General features: G+C 44.9%; 10 protein-coding genes. 5 read left to right on the top strand and 5 right to left on the bottom strand.

The genetic code is table 11. From position 1 onward, the window contains the following. Positions 1-5 precede the first annotated feature (5 nt). From IB222_RS18115 to IB222_RS18105, 3 genes are all read right to left on the bottom strand, one after another. On the bottom strand, positions 6-1562 hold the full coding sequence (locus tag IB222_RS18115; RefSeq protein ID WP_149384027.1) for a hypothetical protein: 1557 nt from the start codon (positions 1560-1562) through the stop codon (positions 6-8). Positions 1563-2115: 553 nt separating this feature from the next. Then, the gene (locus tag IB222_RS18110) at positions 2116-4338 is read right to left on the bottom strand and encodes an EAL domain-containing protein (protein WP_149384028.1); all 2223 of its coding nucleotides are present in this window, start codon (positions 4336-4338) and stop codon (positions 2116-2118) included. Between the two features lie 504 nt (positions 4339-4842). Next, complete coding sequence (locus tag IB222_RS18105; protein ID WP_148362383.1) at positions 4843-5955, bottom strand: agmatine deiminase family protein; 1113 nt, start codon at positions 5953-5955, stop codon at positions 4843-4845. 403 nt (positions 5956-6358) lie between these two features. Between IB222_RS18105 and IB222_RS18100 the strand changes: the two genes are divergently transcribed. After that, positions 6359-6922, top strand: a complete 564-nt coding sequence (locus tag IB222_RS18100; protein WP_003830885.1) for a DJ-1/PfpI family protein — start codon at positions 6359-6361, stop codon at positions 6920-6922. A gap of 56 nt (positions 6923-6978) precedes the next feature. On the opposite strand, the gene IB222_RS18095 is transcribed toward IB222_RS18100, so the two are convergent. Then, entirely contained in the window at positions 6979-7725 is a 747-nt protein-coding gene (locus IB222_RS18095; protein WP_149384029.1) for a class I SAM-dependent methyltransferase, read from the bottom strand. A gap of 10 nt (positions 7726-7735) precedes the next feature. Continuing rightward, the gene (locus tag IB222_RS18090) at positions 7736-7993 is read right to left on the bottom strand and encodes a YjhX family toxin (RefSeq protein ID WP_003021255.1); all 258 of its coding nucleotides are present in this window, start codon (positions 7991-7993) and stop codon (positions 7736-7738) included. Between the two features lie 1320 nt (positions 7994-9313). Here IB222_RS18090 and pepT point away from each other — a divergent pair. From pepT to IB222_RS18070, 4 genes are all read left to right on the top strand, one after another. Further along, positions 9314-10570: a peptidase T gene (gene pepT / locus IB222_RS18085; RefSeq protein ID WP_008783847.1), complete on the top strand. Its 1257-nt coding sequence runs from the start codon at positions 9314-9316 to the stop codon at positions 10568-10570. After that, on the top strand, positions 10567-11928 hold the full coding sequence (gene dcuC, locus IB222_RS18080; RefSeq protein WP_003830889.1) for a C4-dicarboxylate transporter DcuC: 1362 nt from the start codon (positions 10567-10569) through the stop codon (positions 11926-11928). Before pepT ends, dcuC begins: the two co-directional genes overlap by 4 nt. Before the next feature lie 322 nt (positions 11929-12250). Next, positions 12251-12880 carry a DUF2913 family protein gene (locus IB222_RS18075; RefSeq protein WP_149384030.1) on the top strand — a complete coding sequence of 210 codons (630 nt, stop codon included), beginning with the start codon at positions 12251-12253 and terminating at the stop codon, positions 12878-12880. A 98-nt stretch (positions 12881-12978) separates the two neighbouring features. Next, entirely contained in the window at positions 12979-13215 is a 237-nt protein-coding gene (locus IB222_RS18070) for a hypothetical protein (protein ID WP_003830891.1), read from the top strand. The last annotated feature ends 83 nt before the right edge of the window (positions 13216-13298 follow it).

The raw sequence follows: 13298 nt of genomic DNA, 5'->3' as shown, positions 1-13298 counted from the left end.
CGTATTTACCAGAATGAGAAAAGGTTTGAGGCAAAGTTACTGATACCCCGGCTAAAGGACTTAATGGCACGACCCGCGTTTTCAGTAACACTGGCAATGACCTTGGCAGCTGTTTTGGCAACAACCTTGCCCGCGCTATAGACGATTTCACCAATTTGCCCACCCGCTATACCACCTGCGACACCGCCAACAAACCCTCCAACGGCGGTACCAACTGGACCTAATACGGTACCAATCGCTGCACCCAACGTGGCCCCCTCCGTTGCACCAGCAATTGCCATTGTCGTGGTTATAGTGGTGTTACCGATGGCATCGAGCGCTTCCTCTCCAGTCAGTTCACCTTTGCCCAATTTATAAAGTACCTTTGCATTCTGTATGCCCACGCAGACGATATTGGTAATTAGGCCCGCAGGAGTACTGCGTAATGCTGCGCCAAGAAAGCCGTTCTTGACAGCGACTACGACCGCTCCGGAAATAGCAACCTGTATAGCTGTTTGCGTACCGGTACGCAGCGAGCTTTCGAAAAACTCGTTGAGGTCTTCATTGGTGGATGGATTTTCACGACCGTTCAGGCGATTCCAGGCACGCCTTGCAAGGATTCTGGCTCCCTGCATACCCACCGCAATACAGGCACCGAGCATAGCCTGTTTACCAATTTGCTTGGCAATATCAATACGATTAGTGTCATTCCAGTCGTACTGACGTGCTTCGGCATCTTGTTGAGCTTTTTTCTGTAATTCTTTTGCTTCCTCTTTAGAAAGTGGCTTAGAAGACACTCCGTCAGCTTCAATAACCTCTGTGCTGTTGGCCACATCTGCGCCTTGCCCCTCGGGAACTAGCGCTTGTTGATCGTTATAGTCGCCCCGATTGAGCTGTGTATTTGTAGCGTTTGAGTCAGCACCATATTTCGACTGATATTTGCAGACCACATTGCCGTTGCCGTCAACAATCTCAATATCAACGGAGTTTAGCTCCTGTGAACCAACAACCCGTGCACGATACGGACTGCCTTTGGTGGTTGCATCAATATTAAATGTATCGACGTGATGCTGTTCCGCAACAAGACCATCTAGATTGGGGTTTTGGTTGATATTCCCGGCCTGCGTGGTGATTGTTTTGCGCGCATTTTCGTTAGCGTCTACCAAGGCGCTATCGATAAGGCTGGCGTATTGGCCTACGTGTACCGAACCGGAAACTGCTGCATTTTTTTCTATCTCGCCAGCCAACCAGGAGGCACGGCTACGACCTTTATCCATATGCTGCTGTAATGAGCCGCGAGACTGGTTAAAGGCTTCCGTAGACCGTATTATCTGCCGACGAGTGTTTAGTAACTCTTCTTCGTTTTTCCAGATCTGTGGATATTTACGAAATTCATCATCCAACCATTGCCCTAATGGCTGATCGCCGCGAGCCTGGCAGGAGGTTACAAAAGAGCTAATAATGGATGCGGTCTGCTCTGGAGCATTAATCTCCTCTACAACTTGTAATTCTACCTGTGTGATGGGGGAAAATTCATCATCGTTAATGTTCTGTGCGAGATTATTATTTTGTTGTGCCATCATTTTTACCGTTAAATCTGCTGTGTGATATATCATCAAATGACTATGATAATTGACGCAAATGATATTAGCCGTAATGCTAAATGCAGACTAGCGCAGGGATCACTAATATTGATTATGAACTCTATGACTAAGGTAGCCAAAATCTTCAGGTTGCCACCCGATTTGAAGCTTCTTGGTTAGTTTCTCATCAGGAGTTAATTTCGGGGAAATACCGCGTTTTTAAGGCTAAACCAGCCTATCATGCAGGAAAGTCCTTCTCGCCGTTTTTTTTGCACAATACAATATCTCCATATGGGGGAGTGTTAATCTCCATATGAATTTCAAAAAATCTCTGAAAAAAACCCTTATTTTTAGGAGGGGGGAGGCTCTACAACTCATGGCTGTATGGCAATATCTGTAGACTGATTGGTAGCAACTACATAATGTTATGACGTTAAATTGCATGGTGTTTTGCTTAATTAATATGCAGTTTTCGTTAAGGGAATAAAAAAACCGGCACGGGAGCCGGTAAGTGAATCAATGTAGGAATATCATTATTATTATAATTACTGAATTATAATTCAGCCAACTCAATAGGAACGGGTTTCCCTATATGGTATCCCTGTAACCAACCAATACCCATCGTAATTAGCATCTTTTCAATTTCCTCATTTTCAACAAACTCAGCGACTACTTCCATGTTTTTGAGTTTTGCTACTTCGCAGAAGGATCTGACAGCGCATCGACTAAATTCATCGGTCAGTATGTTACGGATGAAGGAACCATCAATTTTCAGAATATCTGCGCCTAACGTTCGTAGTCGTGAATAGCTTGATGCTCCTGTGCCAAAATCATCAATAGCAATTTTAGAACCGGCTTTACGTAGTGCTCTCAGAACATCAGTGACATTTGCGTTGTCAATGATATCTGACTCAATGACTTCAAAAATTATACGTTCAGGTGCTATTGAGTATTTTCTAAACAATGTGAAAACATTATCAAGAAAATCAATTTTATTAAGTGAGTCTGGTGTCAGATTAATGGAGAAATGACTGTTCGGGTCAGATTTCTGCCGTGACTGTATAAAACGAAATGTTTGCTCTATGACAGTGATATCCAGCGCAGGAAGTAATCCTGCCTCGCGAGCAACCGGGAGGATGGTATCTGGAAAGATTAACTTACCATCAACCATTTTTATCCGAATAAGTATCTCGTGATAACGTGTCAGTCCCGTGGTTGAAACGATCGGCTGAACAACCAGCATCGTTGATACTATGGGTTGAGCCATAAGCTCAAACGACTTTCTATCAATTGCTTTTTGCAACATATGGCGAATGACCGCCTGACTGACAATTTTATCACCTGGCACTTGCGGGCTGAGTAACAACGGTTGCCCCTGCATTAACGAGATGTAGCTTTGGGTATTAAGATGCTTAATTGCTTGTGATAAATTTTTAATCAGGTGTTTCTCGGTGGTATATGCCACACCACAAGATAGTCCTAATTGGTAGTCCTTCCAGATAAAGCGAAAAGAGTTTAGGTCCTTGTAGAGATCAGAAATGTCAGGGACAGCATTAAGGCGAAGAATTATTCCATGACCTGGTGCGTAATAAATATCACCTGTACCCTTAATCAATTTACGTACATATGCGCTTAGCGCTTTTACAAATTCAAAACGGAATTCTATTCCATGAGTTTGTTCCAGCGTATTCAACTCTGTACAACGGATGTAACACAAGCACCCTGTTGCGTGTTTACGGATGTCCATTTGCAGGGCCTGAAAGTTAGGCAGTCCAGTGTTAGGCTCTGATCTAAAAAGTTGTTTGAGGCGGCGGAGATATTTTCGGTTATGAACCACAAGTACACCGGTAACAACAATCGTAAGAGAAAAGACAAACACTATCGTGGAGGAAATCACGAGACTATGTAAATAATTATCATAGTTAGCAGGCGGAATATAGCTGTTTATATAATATCCCAACAGGATGAGCATTGTTACCCATACAGGGGATATCAAAGCATGGCCAATGCAGATCACTCCCCATAGCATTACTGGAAGTAACCACAGTAATGAATAGTCTGTAAATATAAGAATATCTTCTCTGATGACGATCAAAGCGGACATAATGCAGAGTAACAGCACCAGCCATAATACTTGATACAGAATAGGAGGGCCGGATTTTATCAGCGCCTTTACTTGTCTAATGTATAGAATGCACCATGCAGGATTTTGAACGCTTCTAAGCAACAGATAACAAAAAGGGATGCCAGTCAGGCAAGAGTTCATCAGCCACTGTAAGTTAATTAATGTTTGTAGTGTAAAAAGGTTTGCGATCGGTGCAGAGGCTGTGTTCGATTGGAACCAGTGATCAATTGAGATGAATAGTAAGGCGTTGCAACACACGAGCCAGACAATACGCAGGGTTGTAAGCTGGCTACGACCAAAGCTAACCGCGCCTCGTTTGCCTGTCGAGAAAAAGTAGAGTGTCTGGCTAATGAGAGCAGCCAGTAGCTGAGCCGTTAGTGTGAATACCGAAGATAAAGAGTAAGAGTAAAGCGCATACAAGAAAAAGGTAGCCAAAATTGGCAGTGCCTTTTGCCGGTATAAAACCAGCAGTGCAGAAATGAGAGGTAAAGTGAGATCGTAAAAATGCAGTGTTATACCCGCAACATCCTCTTGCTTACTGAGATGACCTGCGACCAGCTGTAATGCAAAAAACGCGATGCCGACACAAAAATAGTCTCTAAATGTATTAATGAAATTTATACTTTCCGTTTTTCTTAGCAATATCATCATTCGCAATTCTCAGTGAGTTATCACCGTTCTCGATTTAAGTCATCTACTTAAAACAGGTTAGACTAGAGGTTTGAAATGTGTATTTTTGGATGTTTTCGCTAATTGAAAACTATTCTAAAATATGTTATATGGATTTTTTAAATGTAACCCTCGATAATTTCACTGTGTTTCACAACGCAGGGGAGAACAATCTTTGTGGCTGTACTGATAATAAAAGTTGCGTCAGAAGTCATTATTTAAGACAGAATATACGATCGATAATAACGATCAATATAAATCTTTTGATAGATTTTATCGATAGGTTTAGCAGATCATAAATACCATGAAAGATCGATGAAAGCTATTAAAGTGTTATCTTTTAATGGTATTTATTTCATAAATGTTAATTGGGTGCTTTGTTTATTAAAATTTAACCTACGGAGGCATCTTTCTAAGGGAATCATTTTTTTATTGCCAGGAAAGTGAGTTTCCCCACCTTCCCACAACACACTCAATTGTTAATCATTAACGAGGCTGCTGCTGTGTCGCGCAGTGAATACCGCCGCCACCGGCAGCGATACCGTCGATATTCAACTGAATAATTTCACGATCGGCAAACAGATCCTGCAAAATAGTATGGGTATTACGATCGGTGCGCTTATCGCCAAATTGCGGTGCAATGACCGCATCATTACACAGATAAAAATTGATATACCCCGCGGCGAAATCATCGCTCGCATAAGTCTGGCGGATGGTAGAAGGTCCTTCCAGCGTGACTAGCTCCAGGCGTCGGCCTTTGGCATCCGTGGCGGCCCGTAATATGTCCAGATGACGTCGGGTGATCGCGTAATCAAAGGATGACGGATCCTGCTCAAGACCCGCCACCACCGTACCCGGATGCGTAAATCGGGCATAAAAATCTGTATGGCCGTCGGTAATATCCTTGCCGGCAATACCTGGCAACCAGATGATTTTCTCCAGACCTAGCAGTCGCTTAAGTTCTTCTTCGCATTTGGCTTTGCTGACGCCAGGATTACGGTTGGAGTTAAGCACGCAGCTCTCGGTAATAATCGCCGTGCCTTCACCATCTACCTCAATACCGCCACCTTCCAGTGTTAGCGCCGAGCGAATAAACTCGGCATGAATGTAATCAGTAACAAATTCAGCCACATCGGCATCTCGTTCGTGCTCTTGCTTATTGCCCCAGCCGTTGAAATTAAATTCCACTCCGCCGAGCGCGCCGCTGGCGCTTTTCACAAACACCGGCCCGGTGTCGCGGATCCACAGATCGTCTATTGGGTGAACCAGAAGATTGACTGACGGCCCGCACAGACGCGCGGCGAGCTCGCTGTCTTCTTCGCGTACTAACATATTCACGGGTTCAAATGCGGCGATGGTTTTGGCAACTAACGCCAGGTTTTCCTGCACCACCGGTAGCAGATGAGGCTCCCAGATCTCCGCACTGGCACCAAACGCCATCCAGGTTGCCGCATGCGGTGCGCCTTCATCAGGCATTTGCCAGCGGCGGTTCTCTGTCGCGCGGGCAAATTGGCTAAAGCTGAAGCCCGTCATACCAGCGAGTAGCATACTCGTTGAAGTCACCAGGCCTTGTCTGACGAATGAACGTCTTGTCATCATAGGATTAACCTTTGCGTATTTTTACCTGATATCAGGTGATTAAAATAATAATAGATAATAAATATTCTACGTATTTTAAATATTGAATAATAAATAAAGTGAACTCGGGTAAATTTCACGCGAAATATAACATAAGAGATATACGTTGCAATCTCTTAGTTTTATATAATGAGTGAAACTGGCTACTATTAAAATTTCTCAACTATATATTTATATATAATTTATATTTATCTGCATGAACATATGTCACGCCGTTGGCTCTGAGGCCTCGTCTGACGGGCCTTGCCGTGGATTGTGATCTGGCCGATTGTTCTGTTGTATTTATTAATGCCATGAACCGTGTGGGCTATAGTAAAGATGGCCGTTATTTCTCATCATTAATAAACGTGAGTGGGGGAAGTGAATGAAGAAGATACTGATGCTGGTCGGAGATTATGTCGAAGATTATGAAACGATGGTGCCTTTTCAGGCTTTGCAAATGCTTGGGCATCGTGTGGATGCCGTCTGTCCGGATAAAAGTCAGGGTGACTACGTTCAAACCGCCATTCACGATTTTGATGGGGCGCAGACATACAGTGAAAAGCCGGGGCATCGTTTTACGTTAAATGCGAATTTTGCCGAGGCGCGGGCTGCGGATTACGACGCACTGTTGATCCCCGGCGGGCGTGCTCCGGAATATCTTCGACTGAATCCGGATGTCATAAAGCTGGTGCAAGATTTCAACACTGCCGGTAAACCTATCGCCGCAGTTTGTCATGGGCCCCAACTGTTAGCGGCGGCGGGGGTGTTAGAAAACCGGACCTGTAGCGCTTATCCGGCCTGTGCGCCCGAGGTTCGTCTGAGCGGTGGACATTATGCCGATATTGGCATTGATCAGGCCCACGTTGATGGCAATCTGGTGACGGCACCAGCATGGCCCGCGCATCCGCAATGGTTAGCTAAATTTGTTGAAGTATTAATGAAGTAAGCGATGATGCGATGAAAAAGTCGGTATAACCTGCCAGGCTATACCGACTGCATTTATTACCTCTGCATGAGTGCGAACACGCCCCACCCGATATATTCCCGGGTGAATGCAACGTGGCGTACTGGTGAACTTCTCAGTTGCTCTCTGACTTTGGCGGCAAACTCATCGTCCGGATTTGCCTCCAGCCACCGGCGCATTGTCAACCATTTTGCCGCTTCGTATCTGTCCCAACCCTCCTGGTCAGCCAGTACCATTTCAACCACGTCATAACCGAGCAGGTCGAAAGACGAAACAAGTTCTGGCAGAGAAAGAAAATCAGCCACTGAAGTCGCGCCGCAAGCCATAGCGATCTCCTCCGTTGCGGGCATCTGACGCCAGTACGGTTCGCCGATGAGTAGGATCCCGCCTGGTTTGAGACTTTGTTCCAGCTGTTTGATCGTTCCGGCAACGCCGCCGGCAATCCAGGTTGCACCAACGCAGGCGGCAATATCGAATTTTTCTTCGGCGATATAACCTGTTGCATCGGCATGAATAAAACGCACGTGCTCAGTGACGCCCAATTCACTTGCCCGCAGGGTGGCTTGCTCACTGAATAACTGGCTCATATCGATACCAACGCCGGAAATTCCATGATCGCGTGCCCAGGTGCACAACATCTCGCCCGAGCCGCTGCCGAGATCCAGGATGCGGGTTCCTGGGGGCATCCGTAAAACCTGACCTAACGTCGCATATTTTTGCGCGGTGAACGGATTATGAATGCGATGTGCGCTTTCGCTGATCGTAAAAATCTTCGGGATATCCATCTCTCTCTCCTTAGCGATTATCCAGTTGGGCGCGAACGTTGTTCAGCCCGGTGGTATTGATGCGGTAGGGCTGACCATTAACGGATTTGATCAGTTTTTTCGTTCTGAGTTTTTTGAATACGTCGAGCGTGCAGTCGCAGAGCAGTAACCCTTCGCGGCTATAGCATTCGACGGAAGTGACGCGACCAGATGCATCGCGGACGTGAGCAATACGGCCACCTTTGGCGAGAACGTGTAAGGTACGTTGTTCCTGACGGGATAAATTCATACTGGAAAACCTGTTTAATCATCATGTGCAAAACGTGCAAACACACAGCGGTGTCCGCATTCGATTTCGGCGCATTGATAACCAGTCCGGCCTGAAAAGGTCGGTAAGCTGATTATCTGATGATTACATTCTCCAGCATCAAAGCCTCGGGTTGAGTTGATAGGTATTTACCTGCTGAATCATACCAGTATGGGCAAGTAGGGGAATCGTCCTGTCGGGAAAATGTGATCTATGACGAAAAATTGCGTTTAGCTTATTTTATAATTTTTTAACTCTCGTTAGCTGAACGGTGTATGAATATATTAAATTTATTGAACATTCAGACATCGTCAGTAGTGGTATTGGCCGTAATGATGTGTTGTTAGTCCCAGTTGCGTAATACTATAGATTAGTGATGTTTAATTTTCCCCTATCCTAATTTTGTTTTATTTGATAAACATATCTTTATTATAAAAAGGATTTTTAATGGTGTTTTCTTTTAATTTTTTTTAAGAATTTTCTTAACGTCATGAAGTGTGTATACTCAATCCAGCAAGAAGCTCTTCTGTTATCATCAAAACTATAAAAATGTCCTTAACACCCGTATTACCTCTGCCCTGAATCTCTTCTCAGGGGAGAGGTTTTTTTTGCCTGTGTATAATTTTGATAATCGTCATAAATAGATAATTTAATATTATTGTTCTTGTTGTTTTGCATTAGTGATGACGAAAGATTTTGTTCTGTGAACCATACGGTAATGTTGAAATAGTATCGCTATGAATCTATTTCATGATGAATAGTGTGATTTCATCTTTATTTGTAGGGGTATTATATAGTTTTTCTTATAACTGTCTGTTTTTAAGCGTTATGTCAATTCTCGCTTTTGAAGTAATTGTGATTTTGTTCACGGATTTTAGTGCGTTAAGTGGCTATTTGTAGAGAGGTGCAAACGGTTGCATGTTGCTGTTACAGCATTCGTTCATTAAAAAAATATAGCGATGGTATGTCTTGTGTCGGTGTCGGGGGCAAGAATCTAAATGATTTTTATTATCCCTTAGGCATACGAATGCCGTTTATGACTTCTGTTAGCTTAACACCATGGAAAATGTAGTAAAAACAGACAGGGAATATGATTTTATCAATCAAATGGAGTTTTTAATCACTGGTATAATTACTGGCCTTTTTTATCTTCCTTTATATAAATCGTTGTCGTAACACCCATAAAATCAGCGTTCTGGGATGAGCGCTGATTTTATTTTGTTCTCAGATTATTCAACCCACGCTGTATGCAGGTCTTCTCTTGCAGTACCTCGTAAATGATACATTAAAGGATCTCCTGGAATGGATATTGTTGAACGCTTTATTAACTACACGAAAATCAATACCACGACCTCAAGGGAAAATGGTGCTAATGGGATAATGCCTTCTTCACCTGGTCAAATGGAACTGGCAAAACTACTTGCAGTAGAACTTGAAGCATTAGGAATGGAAAACATTGAGGTCAGGGATACCGCTATTGTGACCGCGACCTTACCTGGAAATACCGATGACACGATCCCTGTCGTTTCCTTTTTTGGTCATCTGGATACCAGCGCGGAACAGACCGCGGACACAAATGCGCAACGTCTTCACTACAGCGGTGGGGATTTGTGTCTGAATCAAGAGCTGAATATTTATCTGCGTGAAAGTGAATTTCCGGAACTGAAAAATTATGTCGGCGATGACCTGCTGGTGACGGATGGTACCAGTCTGCTAGGGGCTGATGATAAAGCCGCCATCGCCGCGATTATGAATGCTCTGGAGTACCTTGTCGCGCATCCGGAGATTAAGCATGGGCCGGTGAAGGTCGGTTTTGTTCCTGATGAAGAGCAGGGATTACGGGGAGCAAAAGCGTTTGATGTTGCTGCGTTTGGCGCTGATTTTGGCTATACCCTGGACTGCTGCGGCATTGGAGAGTTTGTCTATGAGAACTGGAACGCGGGTGATGCGGAAATCATCTTTACCGGCCAGTCCGCGCACCCTATGTCGGCCAAAGGTAAGCTGAAGAACTCTCTGCTGATGGCGCATAAGTTTATTGCGATGCTGCCCGGAGGAGAGGCGCCTGAGTATACGGAAGGACGCGAAGGGTATTACTGGGTAAAACAGCTTCAGGGTAACAGCGCCCGTACGGTACTTAAGCTGGATATCCGGGATTTTACCGAAGAAGGGTATAAGGCGCGTATGGCATATATCCGCCAGCTTGCCGTCAGCACCTGCGCGCTGTGGGGAGAAAACAGCGTGGTCTGTCATTTAACCGATCGCTATGCCAATGTGTTCAATAGCTTGCAGGGCGATGCACACTACCCGATTGATATTGCGTTACGCGCGTATCAGAAGTGTGGCATTACCCCGCAACCTGTCGCCATGCGTGGTGGGTATGATGGCGCAGTGCTATCGCAGAAAGGACTGCCTTGCCCGAATATTTTTACCGGTGCTCATAACTTTCATTCAATTTATGAATATCTACCGGTGCGTTCACTGCGAGCCGCCAGCGATGTGGTGGTAGCGGTCATTGAGGAAACCTTTGCTGAGTTCGCGCAGAGGAGAGCTCAGTCATGATTCAGGTGTTAATTGCCCTACTGGTTATCGTGGTGGTCGCGCGTCTGATACTGAAAGGTTATCGCGCTGAACCCGTGCTGTTCATTGCGGGCCTGGTGTTGATGATTTGTACGGCGTTAACCGGATGGGGTTCTGTATTACCGAAGGGCGTCGCCAGTACGGGGATTTCATTTCTCGATCCTTTCGAGGTGATGCGCGATCTCTTTAGTACGCGTGCTGCCGATCTCGGCCTGATGATTATGGCGCTTATGGGATTTGCGCATTACATGGATCATATCGGGGCAAATGAAGCGGTTGTGCGGGTCGTGACGAAACCTTTGCGCGCGCTGCGTTCGCCCTATGTGCTTCTATTTTTCTCCTATCTGCTCGCCAGCCTCCTGCAGTTGGCTATCCCATCCGCTACCGGGCTTGCCGTATTGCTGATGGGGACGATGTTCCCCATTATGCTGGGGTTAGGGCTTTCTGCGGCCTCGGCTGCTGGGGTTATTGCCACCTCGCTTGGTGTGGCGTATACCCCGACGGCCATCGATGCTATCAGGGGATCTAAAGCGGTCAATATGGATGTGGTGGAATACGTTGTTTACCACCAGGGACCCGCAGCGCTGGCAACCGTGCTGGTCGTCGGCGTCTGCCATTTCTTCTGGCAGCGGCATTGCGACCGTAAAGCGGGGACGCTTCCACGGGAAATCGGTAGCGCTGAGGTGACTGATTCAGGAAAAGCCCCGGCTTTTTATGCGCTTCTCCCGATGCTTCCGATACTGATGGCGGTGGGATCATCGGAAATGTTCGTCAGTGGTATTAACTTGAATATTATCACCATTGTGCTCATTTCGATGGCTGTCTGCATGTTGATTGAGTGGCTGCGGGTGCGTGATTTAAAGTCAGTATGCGAAGGATTCAGCCATTTCCTTAAAGGCATGGGCACCGCCTTTACCGGGGTGGTTGGGCTACTGGTTGCGGCAGGTGTTTTTGCTCACGGGATTAAAGTTATTGGTGCCATTGATCAATTAATCCTGATGGCGGAGCACGTGGGATTACCTCCATTTGCTATGGCGGTGGTATTTGCGCTGGTGACACTGGCGGCAGCAATTATTATGGGATCGGGTAATGCGCCATTCCTTGCTTTCGTTGAGCTGATCCCGCAAATCGCGGCAAGTATGGGCGCTAACGCTGTTGCCATGATCCTGCCGATGCAGCAGGCATCACATATGGGGCGGGCAATTTCACCGGTTTCCGGCGTGGTGATTGCCGTTTCCAGTGGGGCGAAAATAACGCCATTTGATGTGGTTAAACGTACCGCCGTACCGTTGATTGTGGGCTTTGTAACGCATACCCTGATCATCGGTATTTTCTATTAACTTCGTCTGTAATAAGCAAACTTCCGGCTTGCTGAATGCCCGGTAGTTTGCTTTTTCTGTTTACAGGTCTCATCACAGAAGGTGATATTGATTACTGGTGATTATTATTAACCTTTATCTTTATCGCATTATTCTTATTAGTCATTGTTGAGCTACCCCGGATTAATGATTAATAAGTATGATGTATTATATTTGCACGTTTATTACATAGGGATAAGTTAATCTGGATCATATTTTGGCGATTTTAGTTGTAGTAATTTTTTAATAGAGTAATACAAGAATGACGTGGAATAACAATGATGATTTATTTGGGCAGGTTTAAGTGGTAAGGGATTCTGGAAGAGTTAGTACGTTACGACATCATTATCAGGATGATCTTGAAGCCTTTACCTGGAGTGCGTTAGTCGCAATTGGTATTGCAATAAGGGATCATAAAATCTACTCTAAAATGTCAGAGCATCTATTCATTATGCATTGGCTGGCTATTGCAAAAAAAAGAAAAATCTTTTCGAAGAGCATTGTCAGTGAGCTTCAGTGGTTAATTGATGAGGGGAAGAAAAAAAGCCTCAATGCACAACTTAAATTTAAAATAGAATATTTGTACGCCACATCGAGTGGTGATGTGACAATGCAAAACGACTATTTTAAATTTACTCACACGATTGAAGTGTTGAGAAATAATGGATGGGAGAGCTTTTTGCTCACTCCGGAGAAGTGGCAAGGCCTTCATGAAAGTATTAAGGTCAGAAAAGGTGACTTTATTTTTATGGATGACACCCGGCTTCAGGAGTGCTTTGGCGTGCAGGGCGAGATAGTCAAACCTTTCTGTATTCGAGTGTACGGCGATACTGAGTTTGCAAAGTTAACGTTCATCAAACATAACCTGCCGGTTGAATTTGTGAAACATATTTCGAATGAGTTTTATTACTTCAATTTTCTTTCTGTTAAGTAATGCTTAACTGATATGGGGGACAAATTTCTGTTTGTTCAAAGAGTGTATTGATCTACCTGTGAAATTATCGGATATATACCACACGCAAAGGACAGCGAATGTTTACTCGAAAGTTAGTGATTACAACCGAATGGATAAGGTTGTCGGATACGCCAGACAATGTGTCCATTTCTTTTCGGGGCGTTCTTGAGATCGGTGAAAGCACGGTTGTGCCGGATGGCAACACACCTCTACTTCGCTTAGAAAATGAAATGGCACCTGTCGCCGTTGATGCATTGTCATGGGTGAGGGTGCCAGTTGAACGCCGGGAAAATGTTATCGTCTATATTTTCTGAATCCTGGTTTATAAATCCATTAATAATGTTAATGTCGATTTGTTCTTATTTTATTCCTCCCGGTGCAAGATGAGATGTCTGGC

The sequence above is a fragment of the Citrobacter sp. C13 genome, assembly GCF_014596815.2.
GTDB classification, from domain to species: domain Bacteria; phylum Pseudomonadota; class Gammaproteobacteria; order Enterobacterales; family Enterobacteriaceae; genus Citrobacter; species Citrobacter portucalensis.
This window is presented reverse-complemented; position numbering and strand designations above follow the sequence as displayed.

Coding starts and splice junctions, on each gene's coding strand:
- IB222_RS18115 (WP_149384027.1), bottom strand. CDS start 1,562: ATGATGGCACAACAAAATAATAATCTCGCACAGAACATTAACGATGAT.
- IB222_RS18110 (WP_149384028.1), bottom strand. CDS start 4,338: ATGATGATATTGCTAAGAAAAACGGAAAGTATAAATTTCATTAATACA.
- IB222_RS18105 (WP_148362383.1), bottom strand. CDS start 5,955: ATGATGACAAGACGTTCATTCGTCAGACAAGGCCTGGTGACTTCAACG.
- IB222_RS18100 (WP_003830885.1), top strand. CDS start 6,359: ATGAAGAAGATACTGATGCTGGTCGGAGATTATGTCGAAGATTATGAA.
- IB222_RS18095 (WP_149384029.1), bottom strand. CDS start 7,725: ATGGATATCCCGAAGATTTTTACGATCAGCGAAAGCGCACATCGCATT.
- IB222_RS18090 (WP_003021255.1), bottom strand. CDS start 7,993: ATGAATTTATCCCGTCAGGAACAACGTACCTTACACGTTCTCGCCAAA.
- pepT (WP_008783847.1), top strand. CDS start 9,314: ATGGATATTGTTGAACGCTTTATTAACTACACGAAAATCAATACCACG.
- dcuC (WP_003830889.1), top strand. CDS start 10,567: ATGATTCAGGTGTTAATTGCCCTACTGGTTATCGTGGTGGTCGCGCGT.
- IB222_RS18070 (WP_003830891.1), top strand. CDS start 12,979: ATGTTTACTCGAAAGTTAGTGATTACAACCGAATGGATAAGGTTGTCG.